The sequence below is a fragment of the Arenicella chitinivorans genome (assembly GCF_014651515.1).
Classification (GTDB): Bacteria; Pseudomonadota; Gammaproteobacteria; order Arenicellales; family Arenicellaceae; genus Arenicella; species Arenicella chitinivorans.
Genome location: NZ_BMXA01000002.1, coordinates 372,306 through 387,421, shown reverse-complemented (window position 1 = coordinate 387,421; position 15,116 = coordinate 372,306). Strand labels below are relative to the sequence as shown.

The following is a 15,116-nucleotide window of genomic DNA, read 5'->3' as shown; positions in this document are numbered from 1 at the left end:
CGCCTAAGACAATACCACAGACAGACCACTGAAAACCAAATCAACTTCCACACGGTGCTCAATGGGCAACAAGGCTGACAATCGCTCAGCATCGCCACCACACATTAACACGCATGGCACGTCGGATCCGCCATCTCCAGACCAGCCCGTCATCTCTCTAATATAACGCTCTATCGCACCGGCCACGCCGAATTGCGCACCCGCATTCACACACTCCTGAGTAGTCCGACCCACTACAGAGCGCACATCACTCGGCGCTGACACAACCCCGGCCGTATTCCCAGTCAGACACTCCTGGATCAATCGTATACCTGGGAGTATCACACCGCCTTGGAACACATTATCAGCGGTCACCAGATCAACCGTAACAGCCGTGCCTGCATCGACCACAATTAATCGGCGATCTTGAATTAGACTGTGCGCACCAATCGCCGCCAACCAGCGATCAACACCCAGTTGGTCACGCCGTCGATACGCGTTCAGGAGCTGGCCTTGACGATCAGTGACAACTGCCCGCTGCAGTTCAAGCTCTAGCTGTTCCCGTACACGTAGTGCAAGCTCGTTGAAGACACGCTCATTCGCAACGCAGGAAGCAATCGAAGCAGACACTTGAAACCCTGTGAAATCGAGCTCCTTCAGTTTATGGTTACCCAAAACCCCACGAGCATGCGGGGCGCCGCCGTCCAGCATCAACCACTTGGTGCGCGTGTTTCCGATATCTATCAGCAGATTCACGACAAACGCACACTCACATTGCTGTCGACTACCCTAGACACACCTTGACCGTCAACATCAATCAGTAACGCACCCATCTCATCGACCCCACGCATAACGCCCTCAAGCTCGTCACCCACACCGAGCACGCGCACGCGTTTCCCGGCGTATTCTGACAAGCTGTTCCAGCGCGCGGTTCGAGATGCAAACCCAGTAGTCGCAAAATCCGACAGCATCTTAACCAAACGGTTAGCTAGCCCCGAGACCAATTCGTTACGATCACATCGAATGCCCAGCCCCGAGAGGTCCTGCCATTGGTATGCGCCACCCTGAGACCAATCGGGCTGATGCACATTGAGTCCCAATCCGATAACAACATTGCAGGCACCAGTCGACTCACCACCTACGTCAATCAACACACCCGCCAGCTTTGCCCCGTTCACCATTAGGTCGTTGGGCCATTTGATCTGGACATCAACATGGAATGATTCACGCAAATACTCGGCGACCTCCAATGCTACTGCCAATCCGAGGCCGGTGATTGTTTCAGGCCAGCGCTCAAATCCCCAACTAATTGACATCATCACATTCCGGTACGGGGCAGAAAGCCACTCGTTACCACGGCGACCACGCCCAGCGCTCTGCGACTCCGCAACACAAAGACGCGCACGTCCGGTGTCGATCGGTTGCGTCAACAAATAGGAGTTAGTGGATTCAATCGACTGAAACAAACTTACCGAATGAATCAACTGATTATTGAGCGTTGCGCTTAATTGTTGCTCGCTGAGGAGTGACACGCCTTCTGGCAAGCGGTAGCCGACACCGGGCACTGCGTCGATCGGCAAGCCGTTATCGGATAGAGTCTGTATACGCTTCTGAATGGCAACACGAGATACGCCAAGTTGCTGCCCTAGGACCGTCCCTGACACAGCGTCACGACTGTTGAGGGCAAAGAGTAGTTTATCATTATCTAGCATCGCGCTAGTGTATCAAACCAGCACAAAAGGGCGACTGAAACTTACATTTAGCGGCTATTTTAGTCGAGGAAAAACTTCAGCTTCGAGCCAAACTACTTCTGCAACAACAGGCCACACTCTCGGTGCTCTTCGCCTTTCGTGGGGTCAAAGTAATCGTGATTGTCTGGCAACTCCCGATCGTAAATGTATTCTTCGACATCAAGTTCGGTAAGGTGAAACATTGGGGCTACGCGCACGGTTCCATGACTCCCAAAAGTGAACACATCCAGGTTCTTGCGGTGCGCATTTTGATCGTGACGGATACCGTTCAACCAGACATCCGGCTTCAACTCCTCCATCGCACGATTAAATGGCTCCAGCTTAACGATCTCCGAAAAACGATCGTGTTCGGGCGTATCCAGCGGCGGAATGGGGCCATACACAGCAGTATAATGAGCCGCTGACATGCGAGGTGAGTACACGTGCAAATTCAGGTCCAGCGTGTTAACAACACGCTCAATATGGCGGTAGGTCTCAGGCGTGTTAAAGCCGTGATCAACCCAGATTACAGGGATATCCTTCTTCGGCTGCGTAACCAAATGCAAAAACGCCACGGCCAATGGACGGAAATTTGTAAAGATGACCGGGTTCTGCGCATGCTCGATCGTAAACTTCATGATTTCACTGGGGCGACTATTTTGGAACTCACGATTTAACGCAATTAAGTCGGCATCCGCATGAAACACCCGCTCTGATTTTGACTCAGTTTTAGACAATGTTTTAACCAGTTCTATACTCATCTTTATTTTCCCTTTACGTTACGCTGTAAGCGTTTGGGCACGTTTTAATTAGTATAAGTGGCCGAACATATAATTAGTAATACTATAAAAATATTTAGTTATTCGTTTTTTATCTAAAGAACGCCGCAGACTAATCCAAGTCACGCTCTTCACAGATTGTCTGGCAAATGAAGGTGCTCGGAATATGTAGCTCTTGAGCAATACCTTCCAGTACCAACCGTTCACTGGGCAACACACCACCATTCGCCTGCGCCATAACACACAGGTCGCGCAACACCTGCATGGCCTGTGTTTTTGACGCGCGCTGATGCACTTCTCGACTACGCCTCTCCACTGTGGCTTTGGTTTTCTCAAGATCCAGTGTGTCTTTGAATGCGTATTTACCAAAGTATTGCTTAAAAATATCCAGCTCTTCTTCGGAGATTCCCGCCTCCGCATCCGCCACGGCGATCAAGCCAGCAAACAGCAAGCGTCGCATCGATTCAGCGGTGTCGGTTTTGGCTTCTAAATAACTGGGCTCCATCAAACTCAAGACCGACTGCACCCCCACTTCAAGGTCTTCACGCGACACCTGCCCGCCATACAGCTGAGACTCCTCAAACAGTTTAAGCGCTTTAACGCGCAAGGGACTGAACGGATGCGTCGAGAACCAATCGGATTGCGGCGCCCCCTTACCGGGCTCTTGGTCGTCCACTATCATGTCGTCAACTTGAGCGACAAAGTCGTCCAAACTGAACTGCACAACCTTGCTAGTCAAACCGGACGACAACTTGAACAATGCTTTAGCCACTGCGTCCATATCATGAGCGCAATGCGCACCCGCCCGATCAGCGGACAATTCCGCGTAACGCGACCAAGTAAACAACTCCAGTGCCAATTTAGGGTCAGGCCTGGTTTCGCCCCGCAGCAAATAGCCAATCGGGACGGCATGGTGGTCGTACACATGATGTCCCAACTCGTGACCCATCACAAACTTTAGCTCCGCATCGGTAAAACCTTCCAACAAGCTGGAAGAAAACATCACGTACAGCCGATCATTCTCCGGCTTGAAGCACGCAGCATTGAACTGGGGGCTGGAGTACACAAACAACTCCAGCGGCAATTGCACACCGAGTCGCTCCACACATTCATCGGCCATCGCGGCGATGCCTGGCGCCATATTGCGCGTGAGACGCACCGACGTTGAGAGCAAATTGCGCCGAATACCCGTCGGCCCTTCTGCCTCGTGGCGCGCGATCAAGTCGTTCACACGCACAACATCTGGGTGTGCGATCAGTTTCGTATAAAGAGCCAGGTCGTCAAGACTTCGAATATCGGCAGCTTGCATACAATTCCTCTGGTGCAATTAATTAATAAAGGTCACAGTTTATCCACAATAAACTGACTAATGGTCTTACGCGCCACAACCGCCTCGCGCGCCACGCCGTCTATGCAATTGTGGCGCAAGTTTTTAAACAGCTTCAGTTTAACGTGCGACGGCATTTTCGCTGGATCCGGCGCCAACGCTATCTCATCATCCAAGGAATGCAATAACAGCACGCGCGTAGACAAGTGTTCCAGAGCTGCAGAGGAAGCGAGACCGGTATAGTAGACTTGAGCCGAGGTATTAAGCGGGATGCGCCCTTTATACACCAACTCGTCTTCGTGGATGGACTTCTGCACCGCTGCCTGCGGCGAAATTTTGCTGATATCCATCTCGCGAATGGTGAGCAAATGACTGTAGTTTGGAACCTTATAAAACAAAAATCGAGAAATTGGCGCGATCAGTCGAGCCAGCCACAATTGCCACCACGGCACATTGTGCCCCACATCAAACGCGGTACTGATACCAATCAGCCCAGCCACGTTGGGATGAAAGTCTTGCGCCTGTTCCAATTCGTCCGCAGCAAGCGTCATCAAAGCACCGCCAAAGGAGTAACCCATCAAGATAACTTGCTCAGCATCTTTGGATTGGCGTCGAACTTCATCCGTGATCATCGCCACCAGATCGCGATAAGCCGGCACCATACAGTGCTCCTCAAACGAGTCCTCACCGTGCCCCGGCATCTCCAGCGAAATAACGCTCACACCATGGTTCTTCACCATGTGCTCGAGTGCAGCCTTTTGCGCAAACGCGTGTCCCCGCAAACCGTGCAGGTAGAAAAGTATCGTCTTCTTGGTGCCTATTTCGAACGCTTTCATCGACGTGCGCTAGACATTTAAACTAGGCTGCTTGCGCATCCTTTTTAGCCAGAAACTCATCGTAACTGCCGACGAAACGCTCGATTTTGCCATCTTCGATCTCAAAAATTTGGTTAGCCAAGCTGCTGACAAACTCGCGGTCATGACTCACAAAAATGAGCGTGCCTTCATAATTTGCCAACGCCAGATTAAGTGACTCGATCGACTCCATGTCCAGATGATTGGTTGGCTCGTCCATAATAATCACATTGGGGCGCTGCATCATAATCTTGCCAAACAGCATACGCCCTTTCTCGCCGCCAGATAACACCTTAACGGATTTTTTGATGTCATCTTTAGAGAACAGCATCTGCCCCAGCACTCCGCGCACAAATTGTTCGTCTTCAGCCGCTTTACGCCACTGATACATCCAATCATAGACACTGATTTCCGTCTCGAAGTCATCAGCATGATCCTGCGCGTAGTAACCGATTTCGACATTCTCAGACCATTTTACGGTGCCCGCTTGCGGCTCAACCTCGCCCAGCAAATTCCGAATCAGCGTTGTTTTACCGGCGCCATTTTGACCAATGATCGCAATACGTTCCCCCACCTCAACATTAAAAGTTTGATTGGTGTATAGCGGCGCATCGTAAGCCATCGTCAAGTTTTCTACTTCCAGCGCGTTGCGAAACAACTTTTTGTCTTGCTTAAAACGGATAAACGGATTAACGCGACTGGACGGTTTCACTTCATCCAGTTTAATTTTTTCCAGCTGCTTCTGACGCGATGTTGCCTGTTTGGCTTTTGACGCGTTGGCCGAGAATCGACTCACAAAGGTCTGCAATTCTGCGATTTGCGCTTTTTTCTTGGCATTCTCAGCGTGCAAACGTTCACGCGCCATTTCCGCCGCCGTCATGTATTCATCGTAGTTACCAGGAAACAACTTGATATCCCCGTAATCGAGGTCAGCCATGTGAGTGCACACCGCGTTCAAAAAGTGGCGGTCATGCGAAATAATAATCATCGTACTGTTACGCTCTTGCAGCACTTTTTCGAGCCAGCGAATGGTGTGGATATCCAAGTTATTGGTTGGCTCATCCAGAAACAAAATATCCGGATCTGAGAACAGCGCCTGCGCCAACAATACGCGAAGCTTCCAGCCCGGAGCCACTTTGCTCATAGGCCCGAAATGTTGCTCGATGGGAATGCCTACCCCCATCAATAATTCACCAGCACGCGCTTCAGCGGTGTAACCGTCCATTTCGGCAAACTCCATTTCCAGCTCTGCGACTTTGATGCCCTCCTCTTCACTCATCTCGGGCAGACTGTAGATTCGGTCACGTTCTTGTTTGACTTCCCACAGCTCGCGGTACCCCATGATCACCGTATCGACAACCGTGTACTCTTCGTAGGCAAATTGATCCTGATTCAACTTGCCGATGCGCTCATTTGGCGTGATCGACACATTGCCTCCGGTCGGCTCTAGCGAGCCATCAAGAATCTTCATAAACGTGGACTTTCCGCTGCCATTGGCACCGATCAGACCGTAACGGTTGCCGTCACCAAACGTGACAGAGATATCTTCGAACAGCGGCTTATCGCCGAATTGCATGGTGATATTTGCAGTGGTAATCATGACTATAGAGGGAGTCCAAAATTTAATCGGCGTAGTGTACTGATTTGTCTTCGGCTAGCAAACCGAGAATAGCAAGAAACAAGACAAATTGGCTAACCCGGCCTGGGTAGCACTAAGACGAGCGCGCCGAGCGTGTGCACAGCAGGCATAAAAAAGCCGACCCATCCGTGGGCCGGCCTTTATTTAAAACAGCGTTAGACTTAGAACGTCAACTGAAAGCGTACGCGGAATTCGCTGCCATCGTCATCCGACGTATTGCTCTCGCCATCCGTGTAGTTCACACCGATCTTGACGTTTTTGTGTGCGTAATAGTTTACGCCCAACGTGTAGGCAGATGCATCGTCATCGCCAAGTTCGATATCGCTGTGGTTTCCGTCGCCGTCTTCGAAGCGCGCTACCATTTCCCACGCACCCGCTTTACCTTTGGGCGCAACACGCTTGAACGCACCATCTTTATAAGGGCGAGTCTCGCCAGTAAGAATGTAGCCAGCTTGAACGTAATAACCGCTCAAATCGTCGGCCGCGCCTTCTTCACCATCCACGTACTCGGCTTGAATATGGAAAGGACCTGATGAGAATGCAGTTTCCAGACCCAGCGCTGAACTCTCATCGATATCTTTGTATGCCACACCCAAATGAAATACAGACGTGTCTGTTTTTAGCGGCGCAAATGTGTAACGCGCGGCGAAACCAATTTCAGAATCCTTCTCGTTATCGGTAAAGATACCGATACCGTACGTTGATTTGCCGCCTTTACCAGATAGCTGAACACCTTCAGCACGGCCAACCGCGTAACGTTCAGTAATCGCAGAACGCTCAAGAACGCTAATGTCTTTTGAAGACGTCAACTCTTCTAAACCGAATGGCATTTTTTGGTTACCAATAGTCACTGTAGCACCTTTACCCCAACCGGTGTAGCGCAGGTAGGCATCTTCGATACCACTACCATCGATATTGAACTGCGACTTGAACGCCCAGTTCTTCGATACATTACCTTTTACGTAAATTCGACCACGACGTAGGTTAATATCGTCCTCGTCTACTTCACCATTCAACTCAGAACGGTTGTAGTCATACATGATTCGACCACCAGCTTCAAACTTGTAGTCACCGCTAGACACCTTCAGGCCACCTTTGGTTGACACTTCAACCTCAGCGTTAGCATTGGAAGCTGCCAATGTAGTTGCAGCCACAAGCGCTGCGATCAACTTAATTTTCATTTAACTCAGACCTCTATTTATATAGGAATAGTGAAGTCGCAGATACGTCACCACAACCTGAAAGCACGACTTATCTAACGGACTTCTTATTTGCCAGATTACTCAAGACGGGGGTATTCTCGCCACAGACAGTTACAGAAATATGACAACGACCATCTATCGCCCCACACACAGGCATAAAAAAAGCCAGCTAATGCTGGCTTTAATTGACCAAGTTGAATGTTCGACTGCACTACGGCGCGCCGGTCTGCGTCTGCTCTTCCTGTTGCTTTCGCCATTCATCATATGAGATAGCTTCATCTGGGTTGGTCGCTTCAGCCGCGGGTTTTGGCGTGTCTTTGACCATCACTGGTGGACGCGTTATGTCCGCCGTTGGGCCAACCACCATCACGTCATCTTTATTACTGCACGCAGCAATAAGACAACAACTTGCCAGTACCACGAGGTATTGTGTCACTTGTTTGAACATACTAAGGTTGTCTCTGCAGGTTAAATTCGGGTGCAAAATCGTGCCGGTATAATAGCAAAATAAAATAATTAGTCATCTTAACTAAGCGACAAACCTACCCTTACCTATGTCTCAGGCTGCCAATCGCATTAATCCTCACCTTATTATCGGTCCACTTATTGCGTCGATAAGCTATACAGTGCTGTATGCCAGCGCGTTACCACCGGTTGCCTGCGCTACTGCCGCCATCACCCTACTCACCGCGTGGTGGTGGGCTACCGAAGCGTTACCGATTCCCGCGACCTCCCTAGTGCCCTTCTCCCTGTTCCCTATTTTCGGTGTAATCGACCATAAAACCGCAGCATCTGGGCTTGGATCCCACATTATCCTACTGATGATGGGCGGCTTTATGATGGCCAAAGCATTAGAACGAAGTGGCGCGCATCGTCGTTTCGCTGTCAGCATTCTGCGCTTGGTTGGGCCGCACAGCATCAAACGACTAGTGGCTGCATTTATGCTGTCCGGTGCACTACTGTCGATGTGGATCAGCAACACGGCCACCTGCCTGATGTTGATGCCGATTGCACTGGCCTGTCTAAAACAGGTCGACAACCCAAAGCTCGCAGCGCCACTGGTCATTGCCATCGCGTATGCGTGCTCTATTGGCGGTATTGCCACGCTGGTAGGCACACCGCCGAATGTCATTTTTGCCGGTGTTTACTCCGAAGTGACTGGCCAAGGTTATGGTTTTTTAAATTGGATGAAAATCGGCGTTCCAATCGTCGCTCTGTTGATTCCCATCGCTTGGCTTTGGCTGACACGCAACTTGCACGGGGAATGCAATGTAGACTTGCCGGCAAAAGCCGAGTGGAGCCCGGACGAACGGCGCGTGGTCGCCGTCTTCACGCTCGTCATCGTGCTATGGGTCTTTCGCAGTCAACCCTTTGGCGGTTGGACCGGCCCATTCAATCTCAGCGGTATTGGCGATGCTACGGTGGCCGTATTGGGCGCGCTACTGATGTTCGGTGTACGCTCTTCGCGCGGCGGCGGTTTACTTGACTGGCCCACCGCCCGCTCGATCCCTTGGGGAATTTTACTCATGTTTGGCGCCGGCATTACCATCGCAAAAGCATTCTTCGCCAGCGGCCTAGCGGAGATAATCGGTGCCGGCATGAGCTCCGTGATCAGCGATTTACCGGTCTTCATTGTCATTCTCATGATCTGTGCTGGCATCACGTTTTTTACCGAAATCAATTCCAATCTCGCGACCACCACACTGGTACTACCAATACTCGCTGCGACCGCCACGGCGACTGACATGCCGCCGGCATTGTTGATGATTCCGGCAACCATTTCAGCATCCTGTGCGTTCATGCTGCCGGTGGCCACGGCACCGAATGCCATCGCGTATTCAACGGATCTGGTGAGTGTAAAGACCATGATGCGCGAAGGCCTGACTCTCAATATGCTATTTGGGCTAATTATCAGCACACTGTGTTACCTGCTTGTCTAACCAAATGATCACAATCCCCAGGGGGATAGCTGGTTACTTTCATCGCTTTTCGCGTTACCATACGGGCACCACGCGCACACCGTGGCCTACCCATACATAGAGCATCAAGCATGAAAATTGGCGTTGTGATGGACCCCATCGGCTCCATCAATATAAAGAAAGACAGTACCTTCGAAATGATTTGGCAGGCCCAGCTTCTTGGCTGGGAAGTTGTGTATTTTGAAATGCATGACCTACTGATCGAAAACGGCAAAGCCGTTGGCGACGCACGCAGCGTCACCGCGTTTCAAGATGCGAACCATTGGTATGAGCTGGGTGAAACATATCGCATGGCACTCGGCGACTTAGATGCGATCCTGATGCGGAAAGACCCGCCATTTGATATGGAGTTCGTGTACGCCACCTACATACTCGAGCTGGCAGAAGCTCAAGGCGCGATGGTGGTCAACTCACCACAAGCACTACGCGACTGTAACGAAAAGACCTACTGTGCTTGGTTTCCCGATGTATGCCCAGAAACACTAATAACACGCAATGCGCGAGATTTTCGACGCTTTTTGGACACCCATAAGGATGTCATCTTAAAACCGCTTGACGGCATGGGTGGTGCGTCAATTTTCCGCGTACAGCAGGACTCACCGAATATTGGCGTCATCATCGAAACATTAACCAAACACGGCACACGATTTGCCATGGCCCAACGCTATCTTCCTGAGATCACAGCCGGCGATAAACGCATACTGGTGGTGGCAGGCGAAGCGGTGCCGTATTCCCTCGCCCGCATTCCCGCCCAAGGCGAAACACGCGGCAACCTCGCAGCTGGTGGTCGCGGCGTTGCTCAACCCCTGAGCGACAGTGACTTTGCCATTGCTAAACGAGTTGGACCGGAGTTAGTCAAACGCAATATCCTGTTTGCCGGACTGGACGTAATCGGTGATCGTCTGACCGAAATCAATGTTACCAGCCCAACCTGTATCAAAGAAATTAATGCCGAGTACGACACCAATATTGCTCTCGATTTACTGAAGGCAATCGAATCCAAGCTGCACTAATTTCATGAGTTATTTTGATAACCATCGTCAAACTGACGTACTGAGCGTAACGGCGTTCTTTTCGGCATTACTGCATGCTGCCATTATATTGGGCATCAGTTTCAAATTGCCGGAGATTGGTGCACGCAAAAGCACCGACAATACGTTGGATGTCGTGCTACTCAATTCCTCAAACAATAAGGTAGCAGACGGTGCCGAACTGATCGCCAGTACCGATAACGCCGGTGGTGGCACGGATGAACAGGAGGCTGAATCGCCACTACCTTGGAAAGCGGTTAACCCATCGAAAATTCAATCGGTTAAAAAAGTGGCTGACCGCCAACCCACCACCAGCCTAACCCCAGACCAGTTCCTCACTGCAAAGAATAGCGAATTGGTAGTACAGCGTCGGCCAGCGGAGAAGACCAAGCTCGAAAACTTGCAACCAATAAAAGGTCCGGACAAATTCAACACCGATGCGCGCCAACTCGAACGCGAACGTTTAGTCGCCAAAATTAGCCAAGCGCAAAGAGATTACGAGAAACGACCTAAGAAAGAGTTTCTATCACCACTCACCAAAGCACATGGTGCCGCAGAGTACTTGGATGCCTGGAAACAACGTGTCACCACCGTGGGCAACGCTAACTATCCAATCCAAATTAAAGCCAACGGCATCCACGGCAGCCTGATTCTAACCGTCGAAATCAACCGTAATGGGACCCTGCGTGACATCAATATCAACGAGCCTTCTAAATACAAGATCCTGAACGAAACAGCCAAGCGGATCATGCGTGACGCGTCCCCATTTCAAGCCTTCCCGGATGAAGAGTTTTTCCGCAATACTGACATTCTGGTGATCACGAGAACCATTCATTTCTTACCCGACAACCGTTTTGCCAGCACCGCTGTCTCGGCACCTGGAGGCGATTAGTGGGCTGCGTGCTGGCGCTGGACGTTGGCTTGCGGCGCACCGGTGTCGCGGTTGGACACACACTCACTGGCACCGCCAAACCCTGCACCACATTGACCGCCGATCGCGGTCGCCTCAACTGGGATCAGTTCGATCAGTTGATTAAGGAATGGCAGCCCGAACGCGTCGTGATCGGAGATCCTCAAACGGATGACCCGCACCTGAATAAACTGATAAACCGTATCAAAAGCCATATTCAGCAGAACCACAAATTACCGATACACGGCATGGATGAGCGCCTAAGCTCTTCTGCAGCCAATGCTGAACTCGCCGACCATGGACTCAACGCAGCGAAGAAGCAGGCGTTACGTGATCAGGTCGCAGCCTGTTTGATTCTCGAAAGTTATTTTCACTCACTGTCCGATTAAGCCCTGTGATATTCTTCGCGGCAACTGTTCGCTGAGGTCGCTCCATGCTCCCGTTCAAATCACTTATCTCGTCTAGTCAACTCACACCCAACATCATCAAGAGTATATTCAGCGCCACCGACAGCATGGCCGAGCGAATTGAAAGTGAAGGACGAATTGATTTACTCGACGACAAAGTGGTGGCCCTACTGTTCTTTGAACCCAGCTCTCGCACTATGATGAGTTTTCAAAGTGCCGCCCAACGACTCAAAGCCGGCATGGTGTTTGCGCAGAATGCGAGCTCGACCTCATTCGAAAAAGGCGAAAGCCTGGAAGATCTTATTCGCATGGTCGAAAGCTATGCCGACATCATCGTGATGCGCCACGCCTTGCCGGGCAGCGCAAAAATTGCTGCCGACACCAGCGCGGTCCCCTTTATCAATGCCGGTGACGGTGGCAACGAACACCCAACGCAGTCGTTGATCGACGCGTACACGATCTACAAAGAAAAAGGCCGCCTGGATAACCTGAATATAGTCTTTGGCTTTGACTCACTGCAGTCCCGCAGCATTCACTCCCTGTCGCGCCTACTCTCGCAATACGCAAACAACCGCTTCACATTCACTGGCCCAACAGAGCTCTTCCCCAGCCCCAACATGTTAAACGAGCTGCATGCCAATGGCGTGGATTGCGAGGTACGCAGTGAAGTTCGTTTACACGATGGGTACGATGTCGCCTATATCAATCGCTTGCAGGAAGAGCGTTTTGAAGACAAAGCACTGTTCGATAAGCACCGTCGTCGATATCGCCTAAATCGCGACGATGTTGAGGGCTCCGAGTGTTTGATTCTCGATCCGTTACCACGCATTGATGAGATCAGTACAGACGTCGACTCACTACCAAATGCGGTTTACTTTAAACAAGCGAGCTACGGAGTACCAGTGCGGATGGCCTTGTTGGGTATGCTGTTGGATAAACTATAATTCGACAAGCCGGTGTAACGTACCGGCTTTTACCCCTCATCTGCCTGTTGGCCTAAGATCAATAGTCGTCTTCTTCCTGAATCGCCACGTCTGCCAACGTTTCACCAAACTCGGTTTTACCCGCGGCCTTGCCTCTCAATTTGATTGCCAAGCGTAGATCGTTCTCAGATTCGGCATTTTTAATCGCGTCGTCATAGGTGATCAAATCGCGCTCATGCAGGTCAAACAGCGATTGGTCAAAGGTTTGCATGCCCCACTCGGTTGACTTTTGAATTGCGGTACGAATCTCGTTAATTTTATGATCCTTAATTAGATCAGCAATCATCGGACTGTTGATCAAGACCTCTACCGCCGGCACTCGACCCTCGCGGCCTTTCACCGGCAACAATCGCTGCGACACCAGACCGTATAAGTTCAGTGACAAATCCATCGCCAGCTGGTCACGCCGGTCGGCTGGAAAGAAGTTAAAAATTCGATCCAACGCCTGGTACGAGTTGTTTGCATGAAGCGTTGCGATACACAAGTGTCCCGTTTCAGAGAACACGATTGCCGCGTCCATCGTCTCCCGAGTTCGAATCTCACCGATCTGAATAACGTCCGGGGCCTGTCGCATTGCGTTAATCAAGGCATTATCAAACGAATCGGTATCCACGCCGACTTCTCGCTGCGTCACAATCGATTTCTTATGCGTATGCAAATACTCAATCGGGTCTTCGATCGTGATGATGTGATCCTGCGCATTGCGGTTGCGATAATCCACCAGCGCTGCCATCGAGGTACTTTTACCAGTACCGGTACCCCCAACGAAGATCAATAGACCACGTTTTTTCATGATCATTTTCTTTAACACATCGGGGATTTGCAGTTCGTCAGTGCTTGGAATGTTGGTTTTAATCGCCCGCAACACCATGCCAACACAGTCCTGTTGAATGAACACGTTGACACGGAAGCGACCGATTTGTTTGGGATGAATCGCGAAGTTACATTCTTTCTCACCCTCAAAAATGCGGCGTTGCTCTTCATTCATGATGCTGTAACAGAGCTCTTGCGAATCTTTCCCAGTTAAGGGTGTGCCCGCAATCGGATAGATTTTGCCATCCACTTTAAAGCTCGGGGTAGCGTTTGCAGTGATGAACAAGTCCGATGCGTTTTTCACCATCATGGCGCGCAACAAGTCAGCCATCTTATACATGATTTACAACTCCTCTAATTAACGGTTTGATTGGCGGATCATCTACAGGAACTTACTCTTATCAACCGCGCGAGATCGCGCATCGGCTGGGGTAATCAGACGGTCTCGAACCAGTTTTTCCAAACACTGATCCAGCGTTTGCATTCCCTCATTCTGACCGGTTTGGATCATCGAATACATTTGGGCAATTTTATCTTCCCGGATCAAGTTACGAATCGCCGAGGTGCCAACCATAATTTCGTGCGCTGCCACACGACCGCCCCCAACACGCTTAATCAGTGTTTGTGAGATCACCGACTGTATGGATTCAGACAGCATTGATCGCACCATGGATTTCTCCTCTGCTGGAAAAACATCCACAACCCGGTCAATGGTTTTTGGCGCCGAGCTAGTGTGCAGCGTTGCTAACACCAAGTGACCGGTCTCCGCCGCAGTCATCGCCAAACGAATGGTTTCGAGGTCTCGCAACTCGCCCACCAGTATGACATCAGGGTCTTCACGAAGCGCGGACTTAAGGGCATTTTCAAAACTGTGTGTGTCTTTGTGTAACTCTCGTTGGTTGATCAGACACTTCTTACTCTTGTGGACAAACTCGATCGGGTCTTCCACGGTCAAAATATGAGAACGCTGCTTTTCGTTGATATAATCCACCATCGCCGCCAGCGTGGTGGATTTACCCGAGCCCGTTGGCCCGGTCACCAAAATCAAGCCGCGCGGCTTCATCACCAGTTCACCAAAGATCTGCGGCGCATTCAAATCTTCCAGACTCAATACCACCGAAGGAATGGTCCGGAACACGGCCGCTGGGCCACGATCCTGGTTAAATGCGTTAACACGGAAACGCGACACATTTGGAATTTCAAACGAGAAATCCACCTCGAGGTTTTCTTCGTAGGTTTTACGTTGCTGGTCATTCATGATGTCAAAAATCATGGCGATCACGGTCTCCGACTCCAAAACCGGCAAATCGATACGCTTCATCTCACCATCAACTCGAATCATCGGCGGCATGCCCGATGAAAGATGTAAGTCAGAAGCTTTATTTTTGTGAGCAAATGCGAGCAGTTCAGCAATGTCCATACCTTCTCCGAGGATTTGTGCGATACAATTTAGAATTCAATAGTTCACCAAGTATACCCACAA

The 15,116-nt window shown here is 50.6% G+C and carries 15 protein-coding genes; 5 read left to right on the top strand and 10 right to left on the bottom strand.

Annotation, left to right across the window (positions count from 1 at the left end; translation table 11 throughout):
* Nucleotides 1–3 precede the first annotated feature (3 nt).
* The 8 genes from IE055_RS06860 to IE055_RS06825 all read right to left on the bottom strand — a co-directional run bounded on the left by IE055_RS06860 (nt 4) and on the right by IE055_RS06825 (nt 7,958).
* Nucleotides 4–735, bottom strand: coding sequence for a type III pantothenate kinase (locus IE055_RS06860; RefSeq protein ID WP_189399278.1), 732 nt, complete (start codon nt 733–735; stop codon nt 4–6).
* Nucleotides 732–1,691 (bottom strand): biotin--[acetyl-CoA-carboxylase] ligase, encoded by a 960-nt coding sequence (locus IE055_RS06855; RefSeq protein ID WP_189399277.1) that lies wholly within the window; start codon nt 1,689–1,691, stop codon nt 732–734. The genes IE055_RS06860 and IE055_RS06855 overlap by 4 nt, the downstream gene beginning before the upstream one ends.
* Before the next feature lie 92 nt (nt 1,692–1,783).
* Entirely contained in the window at nt 1,784–2,470 is a 687-nt protein-coding gene (locus IE055_RS06850) for a phosphoadenosine phosphosulfate reductase domain-containing protein (protein ID WP_189399276.1), read from the bottom strand.
* A 130-nt stretch (nt 2,471–2,600) separates the two neighbouring features.
* Nucleotides 2,601–3,797 (bottom strand): M48 family metallopeptidase, encoded by a 1,197-nt coding sequence (locus IE055_RS06845; RefSeq protein WP_189399275.1) that lies wholly within the window; start codon nt 3,795–3,797, stop codon nt 2,601–2,603.
* A 32-nt stretch (nt 3,798–3,829) separates the two neighbouring features.
* Entirely contained in the window at nt 3,830–4,651 is an 822-nt protein-coding gene (locus IE055_RS06840; RefSeq protein ID WP_189399274.1) for an alpha/beta fold hydrolase, read from the bottom strand.
* 22 nt (nt 4,652–4,673) lie between these two features.
* Complete coding sequence (locus IE055_RS06835; RefSeq protein WP_189399273.1) at nt 4,674–6,269, bottom strand: ABC-F family ATPase; 1,596 nt, start codon at nt 6,267–6,269, stop codon at nt 4,674–4,676.
* A gap of 200 nt (nt 6,270–6,469) precedes the next feature.
* Nucleotides 6,470–7,489 (bottom strand): OprO/OprP family phosphate-selective porin, encoded by a 1,020-nt coding sequence (locus tag IE055_RS06830; RefSeq protein ID WP_189399272.1) that lies wholly within the window; start codon nt 7,487–7,489, stop codon nt 6,470–6,472.
* Nucleotides 7,490–7,721: 232 nt separating this feature from the next.
* A complete protein-coding gene (locus IE055_RS06825) occupies nt 7,722–7,958 on the bottom strand; it encodes a hypothetical protein (protein ID WP_189399271.1) in 237 nt (78 codons plus the stop codon).
* A gap of 106 nt (nt 7,959–8,064) precedes the next feature.
* On the opposite strand from IE055_RS06825, the gene IE055_RS06820 reads away from it, so the two are divergent.
* From IE055_RS06820 to pyrB, 5 genes are all read left to right on the top strand, one after another.
* Nucleotides 8,065–9,450 (top strand): SLC13 family permease, encoded by a 1,386-nt coding sequence (locus IE055_RS06820; RefSeq protein ID WP_189399270.1) that lies wholly within the window; start codon nt 8,065–8,067, stop codon nt 9,448–9,450.
* A 110-nt stretch (nt 9,451–9,560) separates the two neighbouring features.
* A complete protein-coding gene (gene gshB, locus IE055_RS06815) occupies nt 9,561–10,502 on the top strand; it encodes a glutathione synthase (RefSeq protein ID WP_189399269.1) in 942 nt (313 codons plus the stop codon).
* A 4-nt stretch (nt 10,503–10,506) separates the two neighbouring features.
* Entirely contained in the window at nt 10,507–11,412 is a 906-nt protein-coding gene (locus IE055_RS06810) for an energy transducer TonB (protein WP_189399268.1), read from the top strand.
* Nucleotides 11,412–11,819 carry a Holliday junction resolvase RuvX gene (ruvX, locus tag IE055_RS06805; RefSeq protein ID WP_189399267.1) on the top strand — a complete coding sequence of 136 codons (408 nt, stop codon included), beginning with the start codon at nt 11,412–11,414 and terminating at the stop codon, nt 11,817–11,819. The genes IE055_RS06810 and ruvX overlap by 1 nt, the downstream gene beginning before the upstream one ends.
* A gap of 44 nt (nt 11,820–11,863) precedes the next feature.
* Nucleotides 11,864–12,781 carry an aspartate carbamoyltransferase gene (gene pyrB, locus IE055_RS06800; protein ID WP_189399266.1) on the top strand — a complete coding sequence of 306 codons (918 nt, stop codon included), beginning with the start codon at nt 11,864–11,866 and terminating at the stop codon, nt 12,779–12,781.
* Nucleotides 12,782–12,839: 58 nt separating this feature from the next.
* On the opposite strand, the gene IE055_RS06795 is transcribed toward pyrB, so the two are convergent.
* On the bottom strand, nt 12,840–13,973 hold the full coding sequence (locus IE055_RS06795) for a PilT/PilU family type 4a pilus ATPase (protein WP_189399265.1): 1,134 nt from the start codon (nt 13,971–13,973) through the stop codon (nt 12,840–12,842).
* A gap of 42 nt (nt 13,974–14,015) precedes the next feature.
* Nucleotides 14,016–15,053 carry a type IV pilus twitching motility protein PilT gene (locus IE055_RS06790; RefSeq protein ID WP_189399264.1) on the bottom strand — a complete coding sequence of 346 codons (1,038 nt, stop codon included), beginning with the start codon at nt 15,051–15,053 and terminating at the stop codon, nt 14,016–14,018.
* Between the last annotated feature and the right edge of the window lie 63 nt (nt 15,054–15,116).